This window comes from Streptomyces sp. NPDC091287, from assembly GCF_044768525.1.
In the GTDB taxonomy this organism is placed as follows: domain Bacteria; phylum Actinomycetota; class Actinomycetes; order Streptomycetales; family Streptomycetaceae; genus Streptomyces.
Genome location: NZ_JBIVUV010000001.1, coordinates 172,540 through 198,359, shown reverse-complemented (window position 1 = coordinate 198,359; position 25,820 = coordinate 172,540). Strand labels below are relative to the sequence as shown.

Here is a 25,820-nt window from a genome sequence, read left to right as displayed (position 1 = left end):
CTCATCGGCCGCCGCCCGTTCCGATCGCTGTGAGCGCCTTGACCTTCCAGCCGTCGGCCGTACGGGCGAGGGTCGCCCCGAACCGCTTGCGCTGGGTGCCGGCCGCGCCGGCGCGCGGGGTGACCTCGACGTCCACGGTGGCGATCAGCTCCGCCGTGCCCGTGCGCTCGTCGAGGGCGGTCAGCGCCGCCGAGGTGACCTTGGACCGGGCCGTGTCGCCCGCGGCCGTCAGGGACTTCGCGTCGGCTTTCCGGGTCCGCTTCAGCTGGTCGTGCAGCGGCCCCGTGGAGGAGTCCAGCCAGGCCCGTAGTCCGTCGTCGACCTGCTTCGCGTCCTCGCCGTCCAGGCTGTTCAGCGTCGCCAGGTGCCGCCTGCCCTCGGCCAGGGCCGTGTCGCGGGCCTTCGCGTAGGACAGGGAGCGGTCGCCGCGCGCCTGCCCGTACGACCAGGCCCCCAGGCCGCAGAGCAGGGCGGCGACGAGCAGGACGGCCCAGCCGCTCCGGCGTCGGGTGCGGGGGGTCATGAGCCGCCTCCCAGACCCAGCAGTCCGGCCATTCCCTCGGCCGGCGGCTGTGCGGTCGCGGACCCGCCGTCCGCCGTTCCGGGCAGCTTCATCGAGCCCGGAACAGCCGGTTTCGGCACCGGGCCGCCCTTGGGGGCGTTGGCGCTGCCCCGGACGTTGATGCCGGTGCCGGGCGAGGACGTGCAGCGGGCGGCGGTGTTCACGGCGGGCCCGTCCGAGGTGTTGAGGCCGTTGCGGTAGACCGTGCCGCCGTAGCCCGCGGTGCACGGCAGCGGTTCGAAGAAGGTGACGGACATCCCGAACCGGGCGCCGTCGTCGTCGACCGCGCTCGCTCCGGCGGCGGCGACGGCGGGCAGCTTCACGAGGAGTTCCTCCAGGCCTCGTTGGCGGGTGACGGCGACCTCCGAGGTGGTGAGGAGGTTGGCGACGACGACGCCGAAGGCGGGGTCCAGGTCGCGCAGCAGTCCGCTGATCTGGACGGCGGCGTCCGGGGTGGTCGCGATGAGGCGGCGCAGGTCGGCGTCGGAGCCCTTGAGTTCGGCGGCCAGTTCCCTGGCCCCCGAGGCGAAGCCCTTGAGGGCCTGCCCCTGTTCGGCCTGGGTGCGCAGGACTCGCTCGCCGTCGGCCATCAGCCGGGTGGTGACCGGCAGGGCCTTGTCGGCGGCCTCGATGAAGTCGCCGCTGGTGTCCAGCAGGACCTGGAGGTCGTCGCCGCGCCCCTCGAAAACGGCCCCGAACTCCTCGACGACGGTCCGCAGGCTCTCCAGGTCCACGGAGCTCGCCAGGTCGTCGACGCTGGTGAGGACGTCGGTCGGGGGCGCGGGGGTGGTGGTGTCGGCCTCGTCGATGACCGAGCCGTTGCCCAGGAAGGGCCCTTCCTTGCGGGTGGGCCGCAGATCGACGTACTGCTCGCCGACCGCCGACAGGTTCGCGACGACGGCGGTGAGGCTGTCCGGGATCGGCGGCGCGTCCTTCTCGATCCGCAGTTCGGCCTCGACGCCGTCCTCGGTCAGCTCGATGGGGCCGACGCGGCCCACGGAGACGCCCCGGTAGGTGACGTTGGAGTGGGTGTACAGGCCGCCCGTCTGCGGGAGTTGCACCGTGACGGTGTAGTAGCTGCGCAGTCCGACGTAGTGGCCGAGATCGGCGTACCGCACCCCCAGGTAGCCGAGGGCCAGCGTGGCGATGACGAGGAAGGCGAGGTTCTTCAGCCGGATGGCGAGGGTGATCACGGTGTCGCCTCCTTCTCCGGCTTCGGCGTTCCGGGGGCGGCCGGCTTCGACGTTCCGGATGCGCCGGGCTTCGGCGTTCCCGACACGGCGGGCAGCGGCAGGGGCAGGGGCAGCGCGCCCCGGGCCGCCGCGCCTTCGCCCTCGGCCGGGGGCAGCGGCGGGATCCCGGGGGGATCCGGGGTGAGCGCGGGGATGATCTGCGTACCGGGCAGGGCCGTCACGTCCAGGTAGACGTTGAGGTAGTCGCCCTTGACACCGCGCAGCACCTCGTCCGTGAAGGGGTAGGTCAGCAGCACCTGGAGGGAGTCGGGGAGGTCCTGGCCGGAGTCGGCGAGCGCCTTGAGGGTCGGGGCGAGCGCCTTGAGGTCGGCGATCATGTCGGCTTTGCTCCGGTTGATCGTGTCGACGGCCACGGTGGAGAGGGTGTCGAGGGAGCGCAGCATGGTCAGCAGCGAACCGCGCTGTTTCTCCAGGACCTTGAGTCCGGGACTGAGCCCGGTGAGGACCGTGCCGACGTCCTGCTTGCGGGTGGCGAGGGTGGCGGCGAGGCGGTTGACGCCGTCCAGGGCCTTGGTGATGTCGCTCTTGTTCTCGTCCAAGTTGGTCACGAGGGTGTCGACCCGGTTGAGCATGGAGCGGATCTGCGGTTCCTGCCCGGCGAGCGCCTTGTTGAGTTCGGTGGTGATGGTCTTGAGCTGGTTGACACCGCCCCCGTTGAGGAGCAGGGACAGTGCGCCGAAGACCTCTTCGACCTCCGGGTTCCGGTTGGTGCGGGAGTGCGGGATACGGCCGCCGGCGGCGAGCGACCCGCGTGCGGTGCCCTCGGGGGGCGGCGCGAGCTGGATGAACTTCTCGCCGAGCAGGCTGGACTGTTCGAGGCGGGCGTAGGAGTTCGCGGGGAGCTTGATCTTCCCGTTGACCCGCATGGTGACCCGGGCCCGCCAGCCGTCCGGGGCCAGCGCGATCTTCGTGACGCGCCCCACGGCCACGTCGTTGACCTTGACCGAGGACTGCGGCGCGAGGCTGAGGACGTCGCCGAACTCGGCGGTGACCTCGTACGGCCGGTCGCCGAGGTCCGCGCCGCCGGGCAACGGGATCTGCTCGATGCCGGTGAAGGAGGGGCCGTCGGGGCGGACCACGACCAGGGCGATCAGCGCACCGGTGGCGAGGAGGGCCACGGCTCCGACGGCGGCCCGTACGACGGGTCTGCGCCGGTCGTCGTCGTTCATCGTCGCGCCCCCTTCTGCTTGCCGGACTGCTGGCCGGGCTGCTTGCCGGGCTGCTTCTCGGGGGTGCCGTAGACCGTGCCGACCTCCGGGAGCGGCAGGGCGGGCAGGGCCTTGCGGCGGGTCGCGTCGACGGGGGCGAGGCCGGTGAGCCGGCCGGCGGCGGAGGCGGCCCCGGGGTCGACGAGCGGTCCCCCCATGGACAGTTCGTTGAGGTTGGTGCGCCCGTTGAGGGTGCGGTTGGCGGGGTCGTAGGCGTTGAGAACGTTGCCCGCGGCGAGCGGGAGGGTGTCCATCGCCTCGGCGAGCGAGGCGCGCTGGTCGACGAGCGCCTGGGTGACGGGCACCAGGGCCTCGACGTTCTTCTTGAGCGCGCCGCGGTTCTTGGCGATGAAGGTCTTGACCTGGCCGAGGGCGGTGCCGAGTTCCTTGAGGGCCGCGCTGAGGTTCTTCTTGTCGTCGGCGAGGAAGGAGGTGACCGTGTTCAGCTGCTGCTCGGCGCTGCGGACGTTGCCGTCGTTCTCCTTGAGCATGGTGGTGAAGGACTGGAGGTGGGCCAGGGTGTCGAACAGGTCGCCGCTGCTCCTGTCGAGTGTTTTGGTGGCCTTGCCGAACTGCTCGATCGAGTCGCCGATGGCCTTGCCGTTGCCGTCGAGGTTCTTCGCCCCGGTGTCCAGGAGCCGGGCGAGCGCCCCGTCGGCGTTGGCGCCGTTCGGGCCGAGGGCGGTGGAGAGTTCGGTGATGGAGGCGTACAGCTCGTCGACCTCGACGGGGGTGGCGTTGCGGGCGGCGGGCAGGACCGCGCTGTCGGCGAGCCGGGGGCCGCCGTCGTAGGCCGGCGCGAGCTGGATGTAGCGGTCGGCGACGAGGCTGGGGGCGACGACGACGGCGTGGGCGTCCTCGGGGACGTCGATGCCGCGGTCGAGGCGCAGCACGACCTTCACCTCCTCGCCGCGGGGCTCCACGGAGGTGACGGTTCCGACCTTGACGCCGAGGATCCGCAGGTCGGATCCGGCGTAGACGCCGGTGGCGCGTTCGAAGTAGGCGGTGACGGTTCTCTTCCCGTCCTCCTCCAGGGCGCTCACGCCGGTAACGGCCGCGACGGCGACGAGGGCCAGTCCGGCGGTGATGCCGGTGATGCGGGTGCGTCTCATGTCAGCGGCCCCCTTGCTGCCGGGGTGGCATGCAGCCGGTCGCCGGGGGTGTGCCGGCGGGGAGGTAGTTCTTGGGCACGACTCCGCAGACGTAGTTGTCGAACCAGCGCCCGCTGCCGAGGGTGTTGCCGACGAGCCGGCTGTAGGAGCCGGTCATCGCGAGGACCTTGTCGAGGCTCTTGCGGTTCTTGACCAGGACGGCGGTGACCCGGCCGAGGGACTCCAGGGTCGGCCCGAGCTGCTTGTCGTTGTCCCGGACGAGTCCGGTGAGCTGGGTGCCGAGGTCGCGGGTGCCGGTGAGCAGCAGGTGGATGGAGTCGCGGCGGGCCTGGATCTCGCCGAGCAGCAGGTTCCCGTCCTCCAGGAGCGTTTCGAAGCTGCTCTTCTTCCCGGCGAGGGTCTTGGTGAGCTTCTTGCTGTTGCGGAGCAGGGTGGCGAGCTGGGCGTCGCGTTCGGAGACCGTACGGGAGAGGGCGGAGAGCCCTCTCGCGGCGCTGCGGACGTGCGGCGGGGAGTCCTTGAAGGTGGCGGAGATCGTCTCGAAGCTCTTGGCGAGCTGTTCGGTGTCGATCTCCCCGATGGTCTCCCCGAGGCCGTTGAACGCCTGGGTGACGTCGTACGGGGAGGTGGTGCGGCTCGCGGTGATGCGGGAGCCGGGGTCCTGCGGGGCGTCGCCGAGGGGGTCGACGGCGAGGTACTTCTCGCCGAGCAGGGTCTTGACGGCGATGCCCACGGTGGAGGAGTCGCCGATCCAGGCGTTCTTCACCCGGAAGTCGACGCGGACCTTCGCGCCGTCGAGGGAGACGCCGGTGACCTCGCCGACCTTCACTCCGGCGATCCGCACCTCGTCGCCGTCGGTGAGTCCGGCGGATTCGGTGAAGTCGGCGCTGTAGGAGGTGCCGCCCTGGACGAAGGGCAGGGAGTCGGCGCGCCAGGCGGCGAGGCCGAGCAGGGTCAGGACGAGGAGCCCGACGACGGCGACGGCGACCGGGTTGCGTTCCCGGATGGGGGTGATTCTCATGCCAGGCACCTCGGTTGGGTGATCGCGATGCCGCCCGGCGGCTTGCTGCCGTCGTCGTGGGTGACGCCGCTGACCTTCGCTTCGCAGAGGTAGAGGTTGAGCCACGATCCGTAGGACGTCAGCCGGCTGATGGCCGCCATCTTGGCCGGGGTCTTCTGCAGGAAGTTCTCGATCTGCGGAGTGCCCTTCTCCAACTGGCCACTGAGACGTCCGAGTTGGCGGATGTCGTCCTTGAGCGGCTTCCTGCCGTCCTGGAAGAGGTCGGCGGTGACGGTGGTGAGCGCGCCCATCGCGGTGATGGCCTCGCCCAGGGGTTTGCGGTCGCCGGAGAATCCGGTGACGAGCTTCTCCAGGGTGACGACGAGGTCGTCGAAGCCGGCCTCCCGGTCGTTGACCGTCTTGAGGACCGTGTTGAGGTTCTTGATCACCTCGCCGATCACCCTGTCCTTCGCGGCGACGGTGGTGGTGAGCGAGCCGACGTGCCGCAGGATGCTGTCGACGGTGCCGCCCTCGCCCTGGAGCACCTGGACGATGGAGCCGGCGAGCTGGTTGACGTCGGGCGGGGACAGTCCTTCGAAGAGGGGCTGGAAGCCGTTGAAGAGCTCGGTGAGGTCGAGTGCCGGGGTGGTGCGGGAGAGCGGGATGGTGTCGCCTGGCGCGAAGGCCCGGCCGACGGGGCCGGGGCCCCGGTCGAGGTCGACGTACCGCTGGCCGACCATGTTGAGGTATTTGATGGACGCCGTCACCGAGGCGGGGAGGCTGCGCCCCTTGCGTACGGCGAAGGCGACCTCGGCGACCCGGCGGTCGGCGACCTTCACGGATTCGACCTGGCCGACCTTGACTCCGGCGATCCGGACGCTGTCGCCGGGGATGAGACCGGTGGCGTCGGTGAACCGGGCCCTGTAGGTGGTGGTGTCCCCGACGCCCGTGTTGGCGATGGAGAGCCCGAGGACGGTGGTGGCCAGCACGGTGACGACGATGAAGACGAGGGACTTGGTGATCGGTCCCGCGAGCGAGCGGCGTTTCACTTGAGCTTCACCTCCGCACCGCGGAAGGCCGGGCCGATGAGCACGCTGCTCCAGTCGGCCAGATCTCCCGGCCGGGCCTTCAGCGAGGGTGCGACCAGTTCGTTGACGAGCCGGGACTCCTGAGGCGAGTTGGGCAGTCCGAGCCCGGTGCCGGCGTCGTCGGCCGGGTCCGCCGGGGGCGCGGTGACCTCGATGGCCCGGCGGGTGTCGGCGGTGGGGGCGTGCTTGCCGACGTACGGCACCGAGTAGCAGGCGGGACCGCCGCTCGCGCTGTAGGCCGGGGTGTCCTTGCCGGGGAGGTATTTGCCCTTGGAGGGAACGGACTTGATCGACACATGCAGCCCCGGTTCGTCGGTTCCCTTGCCCAGCGCCTTGTCCATGGCGGGCACGAAGTCGGCCATGGTGCGCAGGGTGCAGGGGAACGACTCGGCGTATTCGGCAAGGAGTTCGAGGGAGGGGCGGCCGTTGGCGGAGAGCCGGATGAGGTTGTCCTTGTTCTCCCGCAGGAAGGAGGTGACGTCCTGCGCGGCGGCCGTGGTGGTGCCGTAGAGCCCGGCGAGCCGGGCCTCCTGGTCGGCGAGGGTGGAGCTGGTGACCGCGGCGTCGGTCAGTGCGTCGAGGACGTCCGGCGCGGCGTCCGCGTACAGCGTGCTCACCTTGACGAGTTCCTTGATGTCGGCGTTGAGGGTGGGGAGTTGGGGGTTGAACTTCTTCAGGTGGCCGTCCAGCGTGGTCAGCGTCTCGCCGAGGCGCTCACCCCGTCCCTCCAGCGCCTGGGAGACCGCGTTGAGGGTGGCGGAGAGCTTCTCGGGCTTCACGGCGGTCAGCAGCGGCAGGAGGTTGTCCAGGACCTGTTCCAGCTCGATGGCGTTGCTGGAGCGGTCCTGCGGGATGACCGCCCCGGCCCGCATGGTGGTGCCCGTGGGGATGCGGGGCGGGACGAGCGCGACGAACCGCGCGCCGAAGAGGGTGGTGGGCAGCATCTGGGCCGTGACGTCGGCGGGGACCTGGTCGAGCTTGTCCCGGTCGATGGCCAGGGTGAGGCGGGCGCCGTCGCCGTCGGTGGCGATGGAGCGGACCTGTCCGATGACGACGCCGCGCAGCTTCACGTCGGCGTTGTCGTGCATCTCGTTGCCGACCGCTCCGGTGCGGACGGTGACGGTGGCGTCGTCGGTGAAGTCCTTCTCGTACACGGAGACCGAGACCCACACCAGGACGGCGGGCACCACCAGGAAGGTGACTCCGGCCAGCCGTCGGCGGACCGTGCGTGTGCTGGAGGCGCGCATCAGCCGGCCACCTTCACCGTCGTCGTGGCGCCCCAGATGGCGAGCGAGAGGAAGAAGTCAGTGACGCTGATGAGGACGATGGCGTTGCGCACCGACCGGCCGACCGCCACGCCCACTCCGGCCGGTCCGCCGGTGGCGTGGAAGCCGTAGTAGCAGTGGGCGAGGATCACCAGCACGCTGAAGATCAGCACCTTGAGGACCGACAGCAGCACGTCCTGCGGGGAGAGGAAGAGATTGAAGTAGTGGTCGTAGGTGCCCGCCGACTGCCCGTTGAAGAAGATGGTGATGTAGCGGGAGGCGACGTACGAGGAGAGCAGCCCGATCGCGTACAGCGGGACGATCGCGACGACCCCGGCGATGATCCGGGTGGTGACGAGGTAGGGCATGGAGCGGACGCCCATCGCCTCCAGGGCGTCGACCTCCTCGTTGATCCGCATCGCGCCGAGCTGGGCGGTGAAGCCCGCGCCGACGGTGGCGGAGAGGGCGAGGCCGGCGACCAGGGGGGCGATCTCCCGGGTGTTGAAGTAGGCGGAGATGAACCCGGTGAACGCCGAGGTGCCGATCTGGTTGAGGGCCGCGTAGCCCTGGAGTCCGACGACGGTGCCGGTGAACAGGGTCATGGCGACCATCACGCCGATGGTGCCGCCGATGACGCCGAGTCCGCCGCTGCCGAAGGCGACCTCGGCCAGCAGCCGCTGCACCTCCCGCAGATAGCGGCGCAGGGTGCGCGGGATCCAGACGAGTGCTTTGACGTAGAAGGTGAGTTGGTCGCCCGATCGGTCGAGCCAGCTGAGCATCGCCATGGGTCAGCTCCCCTTCGCGGGGACGATCTGGAGGTAGATCGCCGTGAGGACCATGTTCACGAAGAACAGCAGCATGAAGGTGATGACGACGGACTGGTTGACCGCGTCGCCGACGCCCTTGGGGCCGCCGCGTGGGTTGAGGCCCCGGTAGGCGGCGACGATGCCCGCGATGAAGCCGAAGATCAGGGCCTTGAACTCGCTGATGTAGAGGTCGGGCAGCTGGGCGAGGGCGGAGAAGCTCGCCAGGTACGCGCCCGGGGTGCCGTCCTGCATGATCACGTTGAAGAAGTAGCCGCCGAGGGTGCCGACCACGGAGATCAGGCCGTTGAGCAGGACGGCGACGAGCATGGTGGCGAGCACCCGGGGGACGACGAGGCGCTGGATGGGCGAGACGCCCATGACCTCCATCGCGTCGAGTTCCTCGCGGATCTTGCGGGAGCCGAGGTCGGCGCAGATCGCGGATCCGGCGGCCCCGGAGATCAGCAGCGCCACGATGATCGGGCTCGCCTGCTGGATCACCGCCAGCACGCTGGCGCCGCCGGTGAAGGACTGGGCGCCGAGCTGCTGGGTGAGGGAGCCGACCTGGAGGGCGATGACCGCGCCGAAGGGGATGGAGACGAGGGCGGCGGGCAGGATCGTGACGCTCGCGACGAACCAGAACTGCTCGATGAACTCGCGCACCTGGAAGGGGCGGCGGAAGATCGCCCGGGCTACCGCGACGGCGAGCGCGAAGAGCTTCCCGGTCTCGCGGAGCGGGGCGAGCAGCCGGGAGGGCCGCCGCTGCTCGGGCGCGGACGGGGCGGTCGCCCCGCGGTCGGTGGGCGGCGGGGGCTTCTCGGGCGGCTCGGGTGGCCGCACCGGCATCGGGGCGGTCACGTGCGCGCACCTCCCGCGGCCGGGGCGTAGCTGTGGAGGATCGCCGTACGGGCGGCCTCCGGCAGCTGGCCCATCATCGACATGACCCGCTCCCGGCGGCGCAGCGCGCCCTGGCGTACGGGCATCCCGGGCGAGGGCTCCAGCTGGGGGACGACGGTGCGGGGCCCGGTGCGCAGCGGGGCGGTGTCGGCCTGCTGCTCGGCGGCGAGGGTGGCGGCGTCCTTCTCCTCCGACATGCCGATGGGGCCTTCGCGGCGTCCGGCGAGGAACTGGGAGACGACCGGGGTGTCGCTGGTGAGCAGCACCTCGCGCGGGCCGAAGGTGACGAGGTTGCGGCAGAACAGCATGCCCATGTTGTCGGGGACGGTCGCCGCGATGTCGAGGTTGTGGGTGACGATGAGCATCGTCGCGTCGATCTGCGCGTTGAGGTCGATGAGGAGTTGCGACAGGTAGGCGGTGCGGACCGGGTCGAGGCCGGAGTCCGGCTCGTCGCAGAGGATGATCTGCGGGTCCAGGACCAGGGCGCGGGCGAGGCCGGCGCGCTTGCGCATGCCGCCGGATATCTCGCCCGGCAGCTTTCCCTCGGCGCCCAGGAGCCCGACGATGTCGATGCGCTCCATGACGATGCGGCGGATCTCGGATTCCTTTTTGCGGGTGTGCTCGCGCAACGGGAAGGCGATGTTGTCGAAGAGCGACATCGAGCCGAAAAGGGCCCCGTCCTGGAACATGAGGCCGAAGAGCTTCCGGGTCTCCATGATGTCGCGCTCGGAGCTGTTCACCATGTCGACGCCGTTGATGAGGACGCGTCCCTGTTCGGGCTTGAGCAGCCCGATGATGGATTTCAGGAAAACGGTCTTTCCGGTTCCGGAAGGACCGAGCATGACGCTCACTTCACCGGCGGGCAGGGTGAGGCTGACGTCCTGCCAGATGTTCTGCTTGCCGAAGGACTTCGTCAGGCCCTCGACGACTACTTCGATTCCCATCGGCCCTCCCTCGAAGTGGCGGTGAACGTGTTCATCGATTGGCGCTCCGGCTCTGAGAAAAGCGATGGCGACTCGTCACACATGCACCAGGGGGCGCACGTTATGTCCGTCGAAACCGCCAGGGCAAGCCGTTGAACAGCGGAGATCGACGAACGCGGGGCTGAGAAAGGATCACTTGTCATTCGGTGACAAGGCCGGTGCCCGTCCTTGTCGAAATCTGCGCAAGCAGTGGGCGTTTGATCCGGGGTGCCCCCTGGACCGGAGCGGAGCGAACCGGGCCCGGGTGTGCCCGCCGAACAGGCACGCAGTCGGTTTCGATCGGCACGTCTGGGACGCTACGGGCCGGTAACCTGACTTCGCAATACTGGGTACAGACTTTCCTCGGCGAGAATTCACGCGGGGCGGAGAATTGTTCACGGGTGAGTAATCCGCGCGTCAAACCTGTCGGATGATGAGGAATCACACGACGGCCGGTGGGCAGGAAAAGAGCCCTTCCGGTCGGGGGACCGGAAGGGCTCGGGTGGTGTTCGGGTCAGCGCTCGGGGTCGGGCACCCTCGGCGGGCAGTCCGGCCCTTCCGGGTTCGTGGCCACGCACAGGGGCGCCTGTGTCATCTTGGTGTAGTTGTCGGCCTTCTTGCCCGGGCTGGAGATGGCCGAGGTGAAGATCGGGTCGAGGTCCTCCCCCACACCGCAGCCCTCGAACGGCGGGATGTGGGCGTACCCGGTCAGGCTGCCGCCGGTCGCCACGAGGTAGCCGGCCGGAGGATAGCTCTGGCCGTACCCTCTCAGCACCTGCTCGAAGGGGCGTTCCGTGCGGCAGTCGGGGCCCACGTCCAGGGGGACGCCGTTCACCTCGACATCGGAGAGCCGCATCACGAGCTGGGCCGTGACGGTCGTCTCCTCCGGGTAGGTGGGCGTGTTGGTGACCGTGTGGGTGTGGATCGCGGCCGGGGGGCCCACCTGCTCCAGCGTCATGGTCGCGGTCGTCGGCATGAATCCGTAGCTGAGGAACGTGGCCTTCGTCGGGGGGAGTTGCCGGCGCCCCTGGTAGTCGAAGTTCACCTCCGAGCTGACGTCGACGGTCGAGGCGCACGAGTCGTTGATGTAGCGCTTGTTGAGCACCACCTTCATGAACGCGGGCCCCAGCGCCGCCGCGCCGTCCAGCTTGGCGGCGTTGGCGTAGCCGGCGGCGTAGGTCTCGGCGGTGGTCATCACCCACTCGGGCGGGATCTCGATCGGGCAGCTGCCCGGGTCCTCGCCGTCCAGGGCCGCGAGCCGTTCGTCGGTGAGGGCGTCGATCCTCTCCCGGGCGCCGGGCGACAGGCCCTCGGCCGGCCGGGTGGGGGTCGGGTCCGGTGCGGGGTCGCTCGCCGACGGCTGCGGAGCGGGGGCCGTGGGGTCGCTGTCGCCGCGGACGGTGATCGCGGCGAGTTCGGGTTCCTGGCCCGGGGCCGGTTCGCAGGTGACGTCGAGCCCGGGGGGCGTGGTCGGCTCGCCGGCTCCGGTGAGCGAGGACAGCGAGAGGGCGAGTTCGGCGGGGGCCAGCGTCGCGCGCCCGGGGCTGCCGAAGGAGACCGTCGGCACGTCACCGGTCGCGGTCAGGGCCAGGCCACCCCCGTCGGGCCCGGGCAGGGCGACGGGCGGAGCGGTCAGATCCTGCCAGGAAGCGTCGGCGGACCGGTCGCCGACGGTGTTGCGGACGGTGAGCCGCGCGACGGCCGACAGGGTGGCGGCGTCCAGCTCCCCGAACCGGGCGAGCGCCGTGGGCTCCAGGTTCACCTCGACGGAGATCTGGGACGGGCGGATCTCCTCGCCCGTGCGAACCGAGGTGGGAAGCACCGCCGAGACGACGACGTCCACTTCCTCAGGCCCGGAGGGGAACGGGCAGGCGTAGCGGAGGGCGACCTCCGAGGTCTGTTCCGCGGCGGCCGACTCGGCGCTGGGGACGAGCGCGGTGGCGACGACGAGCGCCCCGCCCACGGCCCAGTGGATCGGTCGTCTCGCTGCGGCGCGTGCATCGACGGTCATACGGATGTGTCCTTCCGGCGCGCGTGGGCCCAGGGATGGCTGCGGAAAGCGGGTCCACTTCTCGGCAACGGCCCCTGCGGGCGGACGTCGAGCGGACTTCGAACGGACGTCGGGCGGGCTTCGGTGGTACGACGGCCGGGCTCGGCCGTACGTCGGCCGGACGGGGGATACGGCCCCTACCGACGGGTACGGTACGCACGCCGACGACGCCTGGGAAGGGCCGGGTTTCCGTTCGGATCACGGGTGCTCGGACTTTGGCAGCCGGTGACAATCCACGGCCGCGCCCTTGTCGGCGGGTGCGCGAAAACGGGGTGTGTCCGGCCGGCACGGTGGAGCGGCGCCCGCGGCTCCGGCCGACGCCGGTGGAGCGCCTCGTGCCCGGCCGTCGGGTGCGCACGGCCGGGCACGACGCTCAGGTACGGGACGTCATCGGCGGCGGGTCACCCGCTGATGACCGGGGACTTGCCCGAGGCCGTGTTCACGATGGTGTACAGCCCCTGGAAGCTGGCGGTGGTGCCGACGATGCCGCAGCCGCCGCCGACCTTGTTGGCGATGGTCAGGGTGAGCCCGCCGCCCGCGGTGTTGAGGGTGCCGTTGCTCCCGTTCAGGGTCGGGTTGTTGTACTTGGCCGCGACCTTGCCGGTCACGTCGAAAGTGCACGGTCCGAGGATGCTGCTCCCGGACACCTTCGCCTTGATCGCTCTGATCTCGCCGGTCACCTGGCCCGTGGAGTTGGTGCCGGCGCCCGCCGCGTAGTCCAGGCCCCAGATCTCCCACGGCGGTGTGGTGGTCACCGTCCACGTCGAGCTGAACGGCCCGGTGCACGGCGAGTTGAACGAGATCGCTGAGATGGACGCGAGCTTGGCCGGGCTGCCGGCGACCGGGGAGGTCGGCGCCGAGCCCGAGGCGGCGGAGGTCGCGCACTGGATCTTGTTGCCGTTGTTGTCGGTCAGGACGGTCACTCCGGCGGTGCCCTTGAAGGCACCGGTCGGGCTGATCGTCCAGCTGGTCGGCGCGGCGACGGCCGACGGTGCGGCCAGGACGACGGATGCCGCGGCGGCACCGATCGCGGTCAGGACTCCGGTTCGCTTGAACATGGGGGTACTCCCTTTTCTCGTCCCGTTGGGGATTCGACTGAACGTGACTGGAGAGGCGCTTGCTCAGTTGCTCGCCGTGCCGGACGGTGCGGCACTCGGCGGGTCCACGGCACCGGCTCGCGTCGAGGTGCGCGGACAGGGAATGGGGGGCGGTCGCGCATCACCTCCTCGGTACTCGGCGTCAGGGCGGGTCCGGCGGATCGGGACCGGGGCTACCGCTTCGCGGAGTGCCAGAACTCGGACAGCTTCCTGCCCTCGTTCGGCGCGAGGCCGGCGGGGTCGTAGGGGCTGCCGAAGTACGTCGTGGTGGCGTCGAGCGTCACGCTGTTCTTTCCGGCGGCGGACGGGAGACCGGTCTTGAGATTCACCGCCCAGTCCAGGAGCCCGGCACCGCAGCCGCTGGCCCCGGGAACGGCGAACGTGGCGTCACCCTGGTCGGCGCCGTCGAAGGTGTAGCGCCCCATCTCGCCCTCGTCGTCGTTCGGGGTCCCGTCGGCCGAGAACCGCTGTAGCGAGAGGCTCGGCGCCGTCACGTTCTGGGGCTTCAGGAGCACCGGGTTGGAAGTGGTCCCGATGTAGCACTTGTCACCGAGGAACGGATTCTTGAGGTGGATGCGGACCGGGATGGTGAGAATGGGCTCACCGGTGGAGAATGCCGCGCTCATATGGAAGTCGCGCGGCGCTCCGGCCGGTTCGATGGTGGCCGTCACGCGGTTGAGATTGTTGTCCGTCAACTGACGGCAGATTCCCGATACGAGCGGAATTCCACTGGGACACATGAGGCCGATCAGCCCGCCGGGGATCTCCGCCGGATCCGCGGTCAGCGCCCCCTCGGGAGGGGCCACCAGGGAGGCGGTGCCGTCGGGGCGCTGGATGACTCCGAGCTGCAGGTCGGTGTTGCCGGTGGAGACCTTCGTCTTGCCCAGCGTGATGGTTCCGGTGGCCGAGCTCGACGCTATGCAGGTCGCGATGGTGTTGAGGCCGTCCGCGGCCAGCATGGGGGCCGCGTCGACCGGGCAGCGGTCGAAGGGCGCCCAGTCGCCGTTGAGCTGGGTGGCGGCGGTGGCCGAGCCGGTGGAGAGCAGAGCACTGAATGCCGTGAACGCCGCGAGCAGACCTACGCGGGTTCGATTGGAAACGGATCTCATGTCGTCCCCTCTGTCGGCCGCCGTGGCGCGGCCTCGTGCACGAAGTTGAGCGGTTCTGCAATGCGAGCCCGCACCGCGACGACTTCTCGACGGTGTTGGAGCCTCGGGTGGGCCCAGGGGCGGAGGATCGGAGCATCAAATTTCGGGCAGATTTCGTGACCGAATTGATCGAGGCGTGATGTTACTCGCGGGAAACCGGGCGACACAATCCGTCCGTCTAAGATTCTTTGCAGCGCACTCTTTTTGATCCGGAAATGAGCATCGGGGCACCGTCCCCTTGTCAAGGAATGCGCACCCGGGGGCAGGGAATTGCGCAGCGGCGACCGGAACCCCGCGCGCCGTGCGTACGCGGCCCCACGGGGGCGGGGGCGACCGGAATCCCCACCTCCACCCCCTCTCGGGTGGCGCGCAAATCAGCCACTCGGCCGAAAATGCTCAGCAAAGAGCAGCCACCCACCATCATTCGCCGTGGTGAGCCGCCTGCGCGCCCGTTCGTCACGAGGGTCGACCGATACCGCGCGCACCACTCCGGGAACCTCTCCGGGCAGCGGAACGGCTTTGTTGTCATCGCCGGAGCAGGCGGCCGAAATTCATTGTCCGAAAGCGCGTAGTGCCGCCCGACCTGCACGGAAGTCGCACAGTGCGGCCGGGTTGTGTGCCCCCTGCACTTCGATCTTGTCCAAGTGGTGTGCAGTGCCTGTTCGTTGGTCTATCTTCGTCGCGAACTTGGTACGCACCTGTCGGTTCGTGGGAGCGCTTTCCCCCCACCGCCTCACCCCACCACCGGGCGCCGAGAGCAAGGGGACCTGTCATGCCACATCTCATACAGCCGTTGGATACCGAAGACCCGTTGGGACCGCTCCCGCAGGAATTCGCGGCGATCATGCGGCCCGAACTGCCCAGCCTCATCAAGGAAATCGGCGTCGAGGTCACCCGGGCCTATCCGGAATACGCCCGACTGCTCGAAGGCCCGAACGGGCAGGCCATCCGGGTGGGCGTGGAGCAGAGCCTCGCCTCCTTCGTCGATCTGGTGGCCGAGCCCGCCTCCCCCACCACCCTCCGCGACGACATGTGCCGGCGCTTCGGACGGTTCGAGGCGTACGAGGGCCGGAGCATGGACACCCTCCAGGGGGCCTACCGGCTGGGCGCACGGGTGGCCCTGCGGCGAGCGAAGAAGGTCGGGCAGAGCTACCACCTGTCCCCCACCCTGATGCTGAGCTTCGCCGACGCGCTCTTCGCCTACGTCGACGAACTGGAATCGCTTTCCCGGGAGGGATTCCAGGAGGTGCAGTCCCAGTCGGGAGAGCACAGCGAGGCGCTGCGCCGCCGTCTGCTCCACCTCATCCTCGCCGGACGCCCGGCCCCCGGCAGCGCCATCGCCGATCTGTGCGAGCAGGTCGGGTGGGCGCTGCCGGAGGAGGTCACGCTGATCGCCGTCCGCGCCCCGGCGGAGCTGGACCGGCTCAGCGCGGACCGCGACCTCCTCGTCGATCTCAGCGCCCCGCAGCCCCATCTGCTCATCCCCGGAGCAGTGGACGACGCACGAAGATCCATGCTGGAACAGGCTCTACCGGCCGGCCGCGCGGCGATCGGGCTGACCGTACCCACGGCGCTGGCCTGCGAGTCGATCCGCTGGGCCCGCCGGGTCCTGGAGCTCGTCGACTCCGGCGTGATCGACGACGCACCGCTGATCCGCTGCGAGGACCACCTCACCACCCTGTGGCTGCTGTCCGACCCCGCCCTGCTGGACCAGCTCGCCCAGCGGGAGCTGGCCGCCGTCGCGGGGATCAGCGCCACCCGCCGCGACCGGCTGGTCGAGACGCTGCGGATCTGGCTCGACACCCGGGGCACCGCGGCCCAGATGGGCGCACTGCTGGATGTCCACCCGCAGACCGTGCGCTACCGCATGCGGAGCCTGGAGACCATCTTCGGTGACCAACTCGTCGATCCCGAGAGCCGTTTCGCCACCGAGGCGGTGCTGCGCGCGTTACGGCTCCGCTCCCGTGCCACGGGCACATCCCCCTGATCCGGATCACGTTCGGCGCGGCGGGTCAACTTACCGGCGCGTAAGGCGAAATAGACGGTCAGTCCCAAACGGTTGCGACACGGAGACGTATCCGACGAGAAACCCGGAACCGCGTCCCGTACACAGGAAGGAACCTGCCGCCCAACAGGCGGCAGGCCCCGTGCACCGCCTCCTGGCCAACCATCCGAGAGGGAACGTCCCATGACCGCCTCGCACCTCCTCGTCCCCGTGCCGATCCCGGACCGGGTCGCCGCGCTGATCGGTTCGTGTATTCCGCCGCACATCCTCCAGGCGGAGTTCGACGCCGACTGCGCGGCCCGCGAGGTACGCAGGTTCCGCGGCCCCCGGCTCGGCGTCGAGGACCAGGCCGACCGCGAACAGGCCCTGTCCGACCTGGCCCGCGCCAACAAGATGCTGGCCGCGCACCACCCCGAACTCGCCGTGCTGCCCGGCTCGTCCTTCTGACCGCCCCTCACCCCTCCGCCCACCCGCCCCTCTCACCGCGACCGCCCGTGGACCGGCCTTGCGGGGAGCCGACACTCCCCTTACCTTACTCAAAAGTAAGTTTACTTTGGAGTAAGGAACTGGCGTGGACGGAACCAGCAGCGGCAACCTCACCGACGACCTGTCCGGGCTCGACTTCGCGGCGGTCGCGCCCGAGGAGTTCGCCCGCATCGTCAAGAGCCTGTCCGCGAAGCAGCTCGCCGAGGTCATGCGGGGCGAGCTGCGCACCCGGATACTCGGCGAGGTCTTCGGCCGGATGAAGCAGCAGTTCCGGCCCGAGGCGGCCGGCGGCCTCACCGCGCTGATCCGCTGGAAGATCACCGGGGAGAGCGACGCCGTCTACGAGACCGCGATAGCTGACGGAGCCTGCCGGATCACCCCGGGCCGCTCGGACGCCGAACCGCGCACCACGCTGGTGATGGGGGACGCGGAGTTCCTCAAGCTCGTCTCCGGCAACGGCAATCCCGTCACCATGTTCATGACGCGCAAGCTCAAGGTCGCCGGTGACGTCGGCCTCGCCTCAGGCCTGACCCGCTACTTCGACATCCCGAAGGCGTGAGCCCATGAGCTTCTTCTCCCTCGCCCTGACCGAGGAGCAGCAGGACCTGCGCAACTGGGTGCACGGCTTCGCCGCCCAGGTGGTACGCCCGGCCGCCGCCGAGTGGGACGCCCGGGAGGAAACCCCCTGGCCGGTGATCCAGGAGGCCGCCCGGATCGGGCTGTACGGATTCGAGTCGCTCGCCGACCTGTACGGGGACCCCACGGGACTCTCCCTCCAGATCGCCAACGAGGAGTTGTTCTGGGGCGACGCGGGCATCGGCATGGCTCTGTTCGGCACCTCGCTCGCGGTCGCCGGAATCTTCGCCTCCGGCACCCCGGACCAGCTCGCCGAGTGGGTGCCGCAGTGCTACGGCGACGAGGACGATCCGAAGGTCGCCGCCTTCTGCGTATCCGAACCCGGGGCCGGCTCCGACGTCTCCGCGATGACGACGAAGGCCCGCTACATCGAGGCGAGCGACTCCTGGGTGATCTCCGGTCAGAAGGCGTGGATCACCAACGGCGGCATAGCCGAGGTCCACGTCGTCGTCGCCTCGGTCGATCCCGCGCTCGGGGCCCGCGGGCAGGCCGCGTTCATCGTGCCGCCCGGCACGAAGGGCCTGACGGCGGGCCGTACGGTCAAGAAGCTGGGGCTGCGCGCCTCGCACACAGCGGATCTCTTCCTCGACGAGGTGACCGTACCGGGGCACTGTCTGCTGGGCGGGAAGGAGAAGCTGGACACCCGACTCGCCAGGGCGCGCGAGGGCGGCACCGCCAAGGGCCAGGCGGCGATGGCGACTTTCGAGGTCAGCCGCCCGACCGTGGCGGCGCAGGCACTCGGCATCGCCCGGGCTGCCTACGAGTACGCCCTGGAATACGCCGGTGAGCGCGAGGCGTTCGGCAGGCCGATCATCGAGAACCAGTCGATCGCCTTCGCCCTGGCCGATATCCGCACCGAGATCGAAGCCGTACGTCTGCTGATCTGGCAGGCCGCCTGGATGGCCCGCAACGACCGGACCTTCGACGCGGGCCAGGGCTCCATGTCGAAGCTGCGGGCCGGCGAACTCGCGGTCGCGGCAACGGAGAAGGCGGTCCAGATCCTCGGCGGAGCGGGCTACAGCCGGGAGCATCCGGTGGAGCGGATGTACCGCGACGCGAAGATCTACACCATCTTCGAGGGCACCAGCGAGATCCAGCGCCTGGTCATCGCGCGGGCGATCTCGGGTCGGCACATCCGCTGAGGCGGAGGCGGTGGTGGCGGCGGTGGTGGCGGCGGCGGTGGCGGTGGCTGTGGCGGCGGTGGCTGTGGCGGCGACGGGGTGAGTCCGGCGTCGCACCGGTTGGCGGAGGGAAGGGATCGCCCCCACCGACCGACCCGCCGCCCGCCGATGCGCCCGTCCACCCTGCTGAATCCGCCCTGATCCGGGCCTGAGCAGACCCTGATCCGGGCCTGATCCGGGCCTGATCCGCCTCGAATCCATGTGATCCTCGTCGCCCCGAACGCGTACGCCGATGGGGAACGGAGCCGTCGAAATCTGCGTCGGGCCAGGCCGGACGGCGACCGTCACCGAGCGCGTCGGGACGTGCACGCAACAGCCCCGAGGCCGCGCCACACCCCGCCGACGTGCGGCGACAGGGTTCGGATCGTCCGGTCGTGACGATCCGCGGCGATCGGTGACGACGGTGTGGAGAGCGTCGCGACAGGGGACGACAACGTGTCGGCGCCGCCTCGGGGCCGACGACGAACGGTGCCCGTGGCGGGCCCCACACGTTTGACCGGTGCCTCTCCGGCCTCCCTGCCACTAGCCTCTTCACATGACCTCCACTTCGACCGAGCCGACGCCTGCCCGCCCAATGGTTGAGCTGAACGCGGAGATCCGCGCTCTGGTCGCCGATGGCGGTGTGGTGTCGCCCGAGGGCCGCCGGGAGTACGAGCGGCTGCTTGTCGAGTGGGTGGCGGCTGTACGGGGCGGACCCACGGACGCTGTCTGACCGCAGGGTCACGGGAAGCGGTGAGGGCCCGAGGTCAGGGGAACCACCCGCTCCGGGGGGCCGGCCGGGCGTCGGCGATAGTGATCGTCCGTCCGCTTCCTCATCCCGGGAGAGCCCCATGACCGCCGCGACGCCCGCCGGCGCACGCCGCCTGTCCCTCCTGCTCGTCACCGATCTCGCGTACGAGGCCCGTGGCCGCCGCTACTGCGACGAGGACATCTACCTCGGCTCCCGGCTGCGCGAGTCGTTCGACGTCGCTCTCTGCCACCCCCGGGACGCGGCCGCGCTGATGGAGGGCTTCGACACCGTGCTCATCCGCAACAGCGGGCCCGTGCTGCACTACCGGGAGGCGTACGACGCGTATCGCTCCCGGGCCCGGGAGCTGCGGACGCCGGTCTACAACCCGCTGGGCGGGCGTGGTGACACGGCGGGCAAGGAGTATCTGGTCGAGATGAGCCGGGCCGGCCTGCCGGTCATACCCACGGTGGACCGGGCAGCGGATCTGCCGGAGCTGCCCGACGCCCCCGCCTACGTGGTCAAGCCGAAGCAGGGTGCCGACTCGGTCGGGCTGCGTTTCGTCACAGCGGCGGAGGCGGCCACCGAGCTGGAGCGGGCGGCCGAGGGCTCGCTCCTCGTCCAGCCGCGTATCGACTTCCGACACGAGGTGTCCTTCTACTTCGTCGACCACGACTTCCAGTACGCGCTGTACGCGCCGGACCCGGAACGGCGCTGGGTCCTGGAGCCGTACGCGGCGAGCGCGGAGGATCTGGCGTTCGCCCGGCGCTTCATCGCCTGGAACTCCCTTGACCACGGGATCCAGCGGGTCGACGCCTGCCGGACGGCGGACGGCGCGCTGCTGCTCGTCGAGCTGGAGGACCTCAATCCGTATCTGTCACTCGACCGGGTCGGCGAGGACGTCCGTGAGGCGTTCGTGGCGCGGCTGAAGAGCTCGATCGCCTCGCTGCCCCGCTGACCCCCGTCCGGCCCGCCCCCGCATGCGGGGGTCCTGAGCCGGTGTGAGGGTGCAAAGGTGACCACTGCCAGCGAGCAAGCTCCCGCCGCGCAGAGTGCCGCCGCGCCGCCGCCCGTCCTCGACCGGCGGCGGCGGAACATCGTCTTCGCGACGATCGTGCTGGGTATGCTGCTCGCGGCCCTGGACCAGACGATCGTGGGCACGGCCCTGCCGACGATCGTCTCGGACCTGGGCGGGGCCGCGCACATGTCGTGGGTGGTCACCGCCTATCTGCTGGCGGAGACGGTGGCCACCGTCCTGGTCGGCAAGTTCGGCGACCTGTTCGGACGGAAGCTGGTCTTCCAGGTCTCGGCGATCATCTTCATCACGGGTTCGTTCCTGTGCGGTCTCGCGTCGGACATGCTGCTGCTGATCATCTGGCGCGGTATGCAGGGCATCGGCGCGGGCGGTCTCATGGTCACGTCGATGGCGTTGATCGCGGACGTGATCCCGCTGCGCGAACGGGGCAAGTACCAGGGTGCGATCGGAGCGGTGTTCGGCATCTCGACGGTGATCGGGCCGCTGCTCGGCGGGCTCTTCACCGACCATCTGACCTGGCGCTGGGCGTTCTACGTCAATGTGCCGATCGCCATCGTGGTGGTGATCGCCGCAGCCCGGAACATTCCGTCGGTGAAGGCCGCCGGCCGGCCGGTCATCGACTACGCCGGGATCGCGCTGGTCACCGTCGGGGCGAGCGCGCTGATCCTGGCGACGAGCTGGGGCGGGAACGAGTACGCCTGGGGCTCGCCCATGATCATCGGGCTGTTCGCCGGCGGGCTGATCGCCCTGGCGCTGTTCTGCGTGGTGGAGACGCGGGCGAAGGAACCGATGCTGCCGATGCGGCTGTTCCGGAACCCGGTGTTCACGGTCTGCTCGATCCTCAGCTTCATCGTGGGCTTCGCGATGCTCGGTTCGATGATCTTCCTGCCGACCTATCTCCAGTACGTGGACGGGGACTCGGCGACGCTCTCGGGGGTGCGGACGCTGCCGCTGGTCGTCGGTCTGCTGGCCGCCTCGATCTTCAGCGGCAACGTGGTGAGCAAGACGGGCCGCTACCGGGTGTTCCCGATCGTGGGGACGCTGGTCATGGCGGCCGGACTGTTCCTGCTGTCCAGGATGGGGCCGGGGACCGGCGTCTGGCTGGAGTCGCTCTACATGGTGGTGCTGGGGCTCGGCATCGGTCTGGCCATGCAGGTGCTGACGATCGCCGTGCAGAACACCGTCGACTACGAGGACCTGGGCACGGCCACCTCGGGCGTGACGTTCTTCCGCACCCTGGGCAGCGCCTTCGGCACGGCGGTGTTCGGCACGATCTACGCCAACGCGCTGAAGCCGAACCTCACCGACGGCGTCGCGCGGGCGGTGGCGGCGGGCGGCGACCCGGCGGCCCTGGCCCGCGCCTCGCAGAGCCCGCAGGCGCTGCACGCGCTGCCCGCCGCCCAGTCGGAACCGTTGGCCCTGGCCTACGCGGACACCCTGCACACCGTGTTCCTGTGGACGGTGCCCATCGCGCTGATCGGCTTCGTCGTCGCGCTGTTCCTGAAGGAGGTGAAGCTGCGGGACTCGGCCCGGCTCGGGTCGACGGACATGGGCGAGGGCTTCGCCCAGCCGGGCAGCGGGGACTCGGCGAAGGTCCTGGAGTACTCCGTGGCCACGATCCTGCACGGCGCGGGCCCGGACACCGCCCGGCAGATCACCGCCGGGTCCGACACCCGCCTCGACATGGCGGGGGCCTGGGCGGTGATGCAGGTCGACCTCTTCACCAGGATGGTCGGCCACGCGGGCCTCGGGCTGATCGCGGCCCGGCACCGCATCCCGCCGGAGGTGCTGGTGCCCGTCTTCGACCGAATGATCGAGGAGGGCTATCTGACGGGCGACGGCCGGATCTTCTCGCACACGGCGGCCGGCCGGCGCGAGGCCTCGGTGATCTCCGACGCCTGGGGCCGCTGGCTCAACGAGCGCCTGGCCGAGGACGGCGCCCGCCCCGACGACCATCAGCTCCGGGCCACCGTGGACGTGATCGCCAAACGACTGCTGGCGGAGGACCTGGCCCAGGAGCTGTCCCCGGCGGCCGGTCCCGGCGGTTCGAAGCGGGTGGGGGCCCCGGTCTGAGGCAGTGGCCGGGGGCCCGCTCCCGGGCCCTTCCCGCACGGACGGGTCAGTGCTCCCAGGACCGGGGGCGGACCAGCGCCTCCCATTCCGCGCGGAGCAGGCCGAGGATCGCGTTGTCGTGGCGGCGGCCGCGGTGCAGGCAGGAGGACCGGCGTACGCCTTCATGGACGAAACCGGCTCCGCGCAGGGTGGCGAGGGCCGCCGTGTTGTCGGTATGGGTGACGGCCTCGACGCGGTGGAGGGGCAGCTCGCCGAAGGCCAGGTCGGTGAGGGCGGCGAGCGCGTCGGCTCCGATGCCCTTGCGGCGGTGCTCGGGGGCGAGGAGGAGGTAGGCCTCGGCGGTGCCGTCGGCGAAGTTCTCCTCGATGAGGGCGATGTGGCCGACCGGGGTGCCGTCCGCGAGGAGGACGAGGAAGTCGTCCCGGTCCCGGTCCTCCACGTTGGCCTCGACGCGCTCGCGGAATTCGTGGAGGGAGCCGGGCCAGACGCCGATCTCGTGGGCGGCCACCGGGTCGGCGCGCCAGTGGTGGATCAGTTCGGCGTCGTCGGGCTCGACAGGAGTGAAGGCGACGTCACGGCCCCGCCAGAATCGTTCCCGCGTGGCATCGGGCGTCGCTGCTTCGTCGTCCTCGTTCATGCGCGGATCGTACGGTCGCGCACGGTCCGCCGGGAAACGGATTTCGCGGGTCCGCGAGCGGCGGTCAGGGCGCGTCCGGCACGCCGCTCAGTCGACGAAGACCGCCGTCGTGTAGACCCAGGCGCCCTCGTGCCGGACGAAGCGGCTCTTCTCGTGGAGGGAGTCGGGGCGCCCGTCGTCGGTGTAGTGGGCGCGGAAGGTGACCGTTCCGGTGGAGTGGAAGGCGCTGCCCTCGGTGGTCTCCAGGATGTCCAGCCCCGTCCAGCGCATCGCGGGGTCGAAGTCGACGCCGGGCGGCCGGGTCCCGGGGTGCCAGGTGCGCAGCAGGTACGCCGCGTCCCGGACGACGAAGGCCGCGTACCGGGAGCGCATCAGGGCCTCGCAGGTCGGCGCGGCGGCGCTGCCGGAGTGGAAGCGGCCGCAGCACTCCCCGTAGGCGGCGTGCAGGCCGCAGGGGCACGGGGAGGCGGGGGTGATCCGCGCGGCGGCGGGCCCCCGCGGCCGGGAGGTGCGTCGTGACATGGGTCCATTGTGACGCGTGGCGGCGGGCTCAGGGTTTGCGGGCCACGCCGGCGTAGCCGGGGATCGGCTCGTCGCCCGGGACGTCGATGACCTCTCCGAGCTCCGGATGCCAGTCGGCGGAGAGCGAGACGCCCGGCTCGACCAGTTCGAGACCGTCGAAGAACGCCGTGAGTTCGGCGCGGCTGCGGGGACGCAGCGTCATCCCGCGCGCCTTGTACATGGCCCGTGCCTGCGCGGCGCCCTCCGGGTTGAAGTCGCCGGTGGTGTGCGAGAGCACGAGATAGCTGCCGGAGGGAAGCTGCTCGACCAGCTTGTCGACCAGTTCGCCCGCGCCGTCCTCGTCGTCGATGAAGTGCAGCAGGGCCAGCATCGACAGGGCGATCGGCTCGTCGAAGTCCAGGACCTTGCCGGCCTCCGCCAGGATGGTCTCCGGCTTGCGGGCGTCGGCCTGGATGTACTCGGTGGCGCCCTCGGGCGTGGAGCGGAGCAGCGCCGCCGCGTGGGCGAGCACGATCGGGTCGTTGTCGCAGTAGACGACGCGTGCGTCGGGGGCGGTCTGCTGGGCGATCTGATGGAGGTTCGGCTCGGTGGGTATGCCGGTGCCGATGTCCAGGAACTGGCGCACCCCGCTCTCGGCGAGCCGGCGGGTGGCCCGGTGCATGAACGCCCGGTTGACCCGCGCCATGTCACGGCCCCGTGCGTCCAGGGCGAGCAGCTGTCGCGCCATCTGTTCGTCGACCGGGTAGTTGTCCTTGCCGCCGAGGAACCAGTCGTACATCCGGGCCGGATGCGGCTTGCTGGTGTCGATCTCGATGGAGTGGGGTTCTTGCCCGGTCATGGCGCGCTCCGTGGTCGGGTGTCCGTGCAGAGGAGGGGTGCGATATCAGGTGAGCAGGAAGTCGGCCTGGCCTGCCTTGGCTCCCTGGATGAACGCGGCGATCTCACCGTTGGAGTAGATGAGAGCAGGGCCGTCCGGGTCGGCGGACTGGCGTACGGCGACCCGCCCGTCGGCGAGCTTCATGGCCTCGACGCAGTTGCCGCCGTTCCCGCCGCTCCACGGCTTGTACCAGCCTTCGGAGCCGAGGTCACCGGCGGGCATGCCGTTGTATATGTGGTTCATCACAGCTCCTTGCGGAAGTCCCGGAGGATTTCCTTCGTGCGTTGTGCAGTCGCGGCCTGAGCCGCCATGCGGTCCATGACTTCGAGATAGGAGGCCACCTCGGGTCGGGCGTCGAAGTAGACGGCTCCGGTCAGGTACTCGCTGTAGACCATGTCGGGGAGTTCGGGGACGGCGAACCGGAAGAGGACGAACGGTCCGTAGGTTCCCGGGTGGTGGCCGGTGGCGAACTCCGCGATCTGAAGCGTGACGTGAGGAAGCTCCGTGGCTTCGAGCAGCTTGTCGATCTGCCCGCGCATCGTCTGCACACTGCCGACGGGACGCCGCAGGACGGTCTCGTCCATGATCGCCCACAGTCTGGGGGCGTCCTCCTTGGCCAGCAGGGACTGGCGCTCCATCCGCAGCGCCACATGGCGCTCGATGTCCTCGGGCCGGGTCTGGCCGACCGCTCCGGTCCGCATCACGGAACGTGCGTAGCCCTCGGTCTGGAGGAGTCCGGGCACGAAGTGCGGCTCGTACATGCGCAGCAGGCTCGCCGCGCCCTCCAGGCTGACGTACATGCTGAACCAGTCGGGCAGGACGTCGTGGAAACGCTGCCACCAGCCCGGCTTGTTCGCCTCCTCGGCCAGGTCGACGAAGGCGTCGGCCTCCTGGTCGGCGATGCCGTACGCCTTCAGCAGCAGCTGGACGTAGGGGATCTTCAGCCCGACCTCGGCCGTTTCCATTCTGCGTATCGTCGCCGGGGCGACCCTGAGCACCTTCGCCGCCTGGTCACGGGTCAGACCGACACGCTCGCGCAGATCTTGCAGGCGCTTGCCGAGAACGACCTGGCCCACGGTCGGGGCGGACCGCGGTTCGCTCACTTCAGACCTCCCCATGCGCTGTTCTGCGAGCAGTGTGCCATGCGTGCGCCCCCAACGACACAGTCACTCTGGAAATTTCAGAGTGCCTCTTG

General features: G+C 70.1%; 25 protein-coding genes. 7 read left to right on the top strand and 18 right to left on the bottom strand.

Annotation, left to right across the window (positions count from 1 at the left end; translation table 11 throughout):
* Position 1: 1 nt before the first annotated feature.
* From ACIQRW_RS00800 to ACIQRW_RS00740, 13 genes are all read right to left on the bottom strand, one after another.
* Positions 2 to 523: a hypothetical protein gene (locus ACIQRW_RS00800; protein ID WP_403752415.1), complete on the bottom strand. Its 522-nt coding sequence runs from the start codon at positions 521 to 523 to the stop codon at positions 2 to 4.
* Complete coding sequence (locus tag ACIQRW_RS00795) at positions 520 to 1,755, bottom strand: MCE family protein (RefSeq protein ID WP_403752412.1); 1,236 nt, start codon at positions 1,753 to 1,755, stop codon at positions 520 to 522. The genes ACIQRW_RS00800 and ACIQRW_RS00795 overlap by 4 nt, the downstream gene beginning before the upstream one ends.
* A complete protein-coding gene (locus tag ACIQRW_RS00790) occupies positions 1,752 to 2,984 on the bottom strand; it encodes an MCE family protein (RefSeq protein ID WP_403752409.1) in 1,233 nt (410 codons plus the stop codon). Before ACIQRW_RS00790 ends, ACIQRW_RS00795 begins: the two co-directional genes overlap by 4 nt.
* Complete coding sequence (locus tag ACIQRW_RS00785) at positions 2,981 to 4,135, bottom strand: MCE family protein (RefSeq protein ID WP_403752406.1); 1,155 nt, start codon at positions 4,133 to 4,135, stop codon at positions 2,981 to 2,983. Before ACIQRW_RS00785 ends, ACIQRW_RS00790 begins: the two co-directional genes overlap by 4 nt.
* 1 nt (position 4,136) lies before the next feature.
* Complete coding sequence (locus ACIQRW_RS00780; protein WP_403752403.1) at positions 4,137 to 5,156, bottom strand: MCE family protein; 1,020 nt, start codon at positions 5,154 to 5,156, stop codon at positions 4,137 to 4,139.
* A complete protein-coding gene (locus ACIQRW_RS00775) occupies positions 5,153 to 6,184 on the bottom strand; it encodes an MCE family protein (protein WP_403752400.1) in 1,032 nt (343 codons plus the stop codon). The genes ACIQRW_RS00780 and ACIQRW_RS00775 overlap by 4 nt, the downstream gene beginning before the upstream one ends.
* The gene (locus tag ACIQRW_RS00770; protein ID WP_403752397.1) at positions 6,181 to 7,470 is read right to left on the bottom strand and encodes an MCE family protein; all 1,290 of its coding nucleotides are present in this window, start codon (positions 7,468 to 7,470) and stop codon (positions 6,181 to 6,183) included. The genes ACIQRW_RS00775 and ACIQRW_RS00770 overlap by 4 nt, the downstream gene beginning before the upstream one ends.
* Positions 7,470 to 8,273: an ABC transporter permease gene (locus ACIQRW_RS00765; protein WP_215110544.1), complete on the bottom strand. Its 804-nt coding sequence runs from the start codon at positions 8,271 to 8,273 to the stop codon at positions 7,470 to 7,472. The genes ACIQRW_RS00770 and ACIQRW_RS00765 overlap by 1 nt, the downstream gene beginning before the upstream one ends.
* A gap of 3 nt (positions 8,274 to 8,276) precedes the next feature.
* Positions 8,277 to 9,149 carry an MlaE family ABC transporter permease gene (locus ACIQRW_RS00760; protein ID WP_403752394.1) on the bottom strand — a complete coding sequence of 291 codons (873 nt, stop codon included), beginning with the start codon at positions 9,147 to 9,149 and terminating at the stop codon, positions 8,277 to 8,279.
* Positions 9,146 to 10,132 (bottom strand): ABC transporter ATP-binding protein, encoded by a 987-nt coding sequence (locus ACIQRW_RS00755; protein ID WP_403752391.1) that lies wholly within the window; start codon positions 10,130 to 10,132, stop codon positions 9,146 to 9,148. The genes ACIQRW_RS00760 and ACIQRW_RS00755 overlap by 4 nt, the downstream gene beginning before the upstream one ends.
* A gap of 532 nt (positions 10,133 to 10,664) precedes the next feature.
* Complete coding sequence (locus ACIQRW_RS00750; RefSeq protein ID WP_403752388.1) at positions 10,665 to 12,161, bottom strand: DUF6801 domain-containing protein; 1,497 nt, start codon at positions 12,159 to 12,161, stop codon at positions 10,665 to 10,667.
* Positions 12,162 to 12,601: 440 nt separating this feature from the next.
* Positions 12,602 to 13,258, bottom strand: a complete 657-nt coding sequence (locus tag ACIQRW_RS00745; protein ID WP_403752386.1) for a hypothetical protein — start codon at positions 13,256 to 13,258, stop codon at positions 12,602 to 12,604.
* A gap of 212 nt (positions 13,259 to 13,470) precedes the next feature.
* Entirely contained in the window at positions 13,471 to 14,406 is a 936-nt protein-coding gene (locus ACIQRW_RS00740) for a hypothetical protein (RefSeq protein WP_403752383.1), read from the bottom strand.
* Between the two features lie 811 nt (positions 14,407 to 15,217).
* Between ACIQRW_RS00740 and ACIQRW_RS00735 the strand changes: the two genes are divergently transcribed.
* The 7 genes from ACIQRW_RS00735 to ACIQRW_RS00705 all read left to right on the top strand — a co-directional run bounded on the left by ACIQRW_RS00735 (position 15,218) and on the right by ACIQRW_RS00705 (position 22,589).
* Positions 15,218 to 16,432 (top strand): helix-turn-helix domain-containing protein, encoded by a 1,215-nt coding sequence (locus ACIQRW_RS00735; RefSeq protein WP_403752380.1) that lies wholly within the window; start codon positions 15,218 to 15,220, stop codon positions 16,430 to 16,432.
* A 201-nt stretch (positions 16,433 to 16,633) separates the two neighbouring features.
* Positions 16,634 to 16,897 carry a hypothetical protein gene (locus ACIQRW_RS00730; RefSeq protein WP_403752377.1) on the top strand — a complete coding sequence of 88 codons (264 nt, stop codon included), beginning with the start codon at positions 16,634 to 16,636 and terminating at the stop codon, positions 16,895 to 16,897.
* Positions 16,898 to 17,021: 124 nt separating this feature from the next.
* Entirely contained in the window at positions 17,022 to 17,495 is a 474-nt protein-coding gene (locus ACIQRW_RS00725) for an SCP2 sterol-binding domain-containing protein (RefSeq protein WP_403752374.1), read from the top strand.
* Between the two features lie 4 nt (positions 17,496 to 17,499).
* Complete coding sequence (locus tag ACIQRW_RS00720; protein ID WP_403752372.1) at positions 17,500 to 18,714, top strand: acyl-CoA dehydrogenase family protein; 1,215 nt, start codon at positions 17,500 to 17,502, stop codon at positions 18,712 to 18,714.
* 574 nt (positions 18,715 to 19,288) lie between these two features.
* Positions 19,289 to 19,465: a hypothetical protein gene (locus tag ACIQRW_RS00715; protein WP_403752370.1), complete on the top strand. Its 177-nt coding sequence runs from the start codon at positions 19,289 to 19,291 to the stop codon at positions 19,463 to 19,465.
* Between the two features lie 118 nt (positions 19,466 to 19,583).
* On the top strand, positions 19,584 to 20,438 hold the full coding sequence (locus tag ACIQRW_RS00710) for a hypothetical protein (RefSeq protein ID WP_403752367.1): 855 nt from the start codon (positions 19,584 to 19,586) through the stop codon (positions 20,436 to 20,438).
* A 57-nt stretch (positions 20,439 to 20,495) separates the two neighbouring features.
* A complete protein-coding gene (locus ACIQRW_RS00705) occupies positions 20,496 to 22,589 on the top strand; it encodes an MDR family MFS transporter (protein ID WP_403752364.1) in 2,094 nt (697 codons plus the stop codon).
* A 46-nt stretch (positions 22,590 to 22,635) separates the two neighbouring features.
* Here ACIQRW_RS00705 and ACIQRW_RS00700 read toward each other — a convergent pair whose 3' ends face one another.
* The 5 genes from ACIQRW_RS00700 to ACIQRW_RS00680 form a co-directional block, all read right to left on the bottom strand.
* The gene (locus ACIQRW_RS00700; protein WP_403752361.1) at positions 22,636 to 23,226 is read right to left on the bottom strand and encodes a GNAT family N-acetyltransferase; all 591 of its coding nucleotides are present in this window, start codon (positions 23,224 to 23,226) and stop codon (positions 22,636 to 22,638) included.
* Between the two features lie 87 nt (positions 23,227 to 23,313).
* Entirely contained in the window at positions 23,314 to 23,748 is a 435-nt protein-coding gene (locus ACIQRW_RS00695; RefSeq protein ID WP_403752358.1) for a YchJ family protein, read from the bottom strand.
* Positions 23,749 to 23,776: 28 nt separating this feature from the next.
* Positions 23,777 to 24,586: an SAM-dependent methyltransferase gene (locus ACIQRW_RS00690; RefSeq protein WP_403752355.1), complete on the bottom strand. Its 810-nt coding sequence runs from the start codon at positions 24,584 to 24,586 to the stop codon at positions 23,777 to 23,779.
* Positions 24,587 to 24,631: 45 nt separating this feature from the next.
* Positions 24,632 to 24,868 carry a DUF397 domain-containing protein gene (locus tag ACIQRW_RS00685; protein ID WP_018955330.1) on the bottom strand — a complete coding sequence of 79 codons (237 nt, stop codon included), beginning with the start codon at positions 24,866 to 24,868 and terminating at the stop codon, positions 24,632 to 24,634.
* Positions 24,868 to 25,728, bottom strand: a complete 861-nt coding sequence (locus ACIQRW_RS00680) for a helix-turn-helix domain-containing protein (RefSeq protein ID WP_403752352.1) — start codon at positions 25,726 to 25,728, stop codon at positions 24,868 to 24,870. The genes ACIQRW_RS00685 and ACIQRW_RS00680 overlap by 1 nt, the downstream gene beginning before the upstream one ends.
* Positions 25,729 to 25,820 lie beyond the last annotated feature (92 nt).

Excerpts from the sequence above, each read along its gene's own strand:
- ACIQRW_RS00800 (WP_403752415.1), bottom strand. The coding sequence starts at position 523 with ATGACCCCCCGCACCCGACGCCGGAGCGGCTGGGCCGTCCTGCTCGTC.
- ACIQRW_RS00790 (WP_403752409.1), bottom strand. The coding sequence starts at position 2,984 with ATGAACGACGACGACCGGCGCAGACCCGTCGTACGGGCCGCCGTCGGA.
- ACIQRW_RS00785 (WP_403752406.1), bottom strand. The coding sequence starts at position 4,135 with ATGAGACGCACCCGCATCACCGGCATCACCGCCGGACTGGCCCTCGTC.
- ACIQRW_RS00780 (WP_403752403.1), bottom strand. The coding sequence starts at position 5,156 with ATGAGAATCACCCCCATCCGGGAACGCAACCCGGTCGCCGTCGCCGTC.
- ACIQRW_RS00770 (WP_403752397.1), bottom strand. The coding sequence starts at position 7,470 with ATGCGCGCCTCCAGCACACGCACGGTCCGCCGACGGCTGGCCGGAGTC.
- ACIQRW_RS00765 (WP_215110544.1), bottom strand. The coding sequence starts at position 8,273 with ATGGCGATGCTCAGCTGGCTCGACCGATCGGGCGACCAACTCACCTTC.
- ACIQRW_RS00755 (WP_403752391.1), bottom strand. The coding sequence starts at position 10,132 with ATGGGAATCGAAGTAGTCGTCGAGGGCCTGACGAAGTCCTTCGGCAAG.
- ACIQRW_RS00750 (WP_403752388.1), bottom strand. The coding sequence starts at position 12,161 with ATGACCGTCGATGCACGCGCCGCAGCGAGACGACCGATCCACTGGGCC.
- ACIQRW_RS00745 (WP_403752386.1), bottom strand. The coding sequence starts at position 13,258 with ATGTTCAAGCGAACCGGAGTCCTGACCGCGATCGGTGCCGCCGCGGCA.
- ACIQRW_RS00740 (WP_403752383.1), bottom strand. The coding sequence starts at position 14,406 with ATGAGATCCGTTTCCAATCGAACCCGCGTAGGTCTGCTCGCGGCGTTC.
- ACIQRW_RS00735 (WP_403752380.1), top strand. The coding sequence starts at position 15,218 with ATGCCACATCTCATACAGCCGTTGGATACCGAAGACCCGTTGGGACCG.
- ACIQRW_RS00730 (WP_403752377.1), top strand. The coding sequence starts at position 16,634 with ATGACCGCCTCGCACCTCCTCGTCCCCGTGCCGATCCCGGACCGGGTC.
- ACIQRW_RS00720 (WP_403752372.1), top strand. The coding sequence starts at position 17,500 with ATGAGCTTCTTCTCCCTCGCCCTGACCGAGGAGCAGCAGGACCTGCGC.
- ACIQRW_RS00715 (WP_403752370.1), top strand. The coding sequence starts at position 19,289 with ATGACCTCCACTTCGACCGAGCCGACGCCTGCCCGCCCAATGGTTGAG.
- ACIQRW_RS00710 (WP_403752367.1), top strand. The coding sequence starts at position 19,584 with ATGACCGCCGCGACGCCCGCCGGCGCACGCCGCCTGTCCCTCCTGCTC.
- ACIQRW_RS00700 (WP_403752361.1), bottom strand. The coding sequence starts at position 23,226 with ATGAACGAGGACGACGAAGCAGCGACGCCCGATGCCACGCGGGAACGA.
- ACIQRW_RS00695 (WP_403752358.1), bottom strand. The coding sequence starts at position 23,748 with ATGTCACGACGCACCTCCCGGCCGCGGGGGCCCGCCGCCGCGCGGATC.
- ACIQRW_RS00690 (WP_403752355.1), bottom strand. The coding sequence starts at position 24,586 with ATGACCGGGCAAGAACCCCACTCCATCGAGATCGACACCAGCAAGCCG.
- ACIQRW_RS00685 (WP_018955330.1), bottom strand. The coding sequence starts at position 24,868 with ATGAACCACATATACAACGGCATGCCCGCCGGTGACCTCGGCTCCGAA.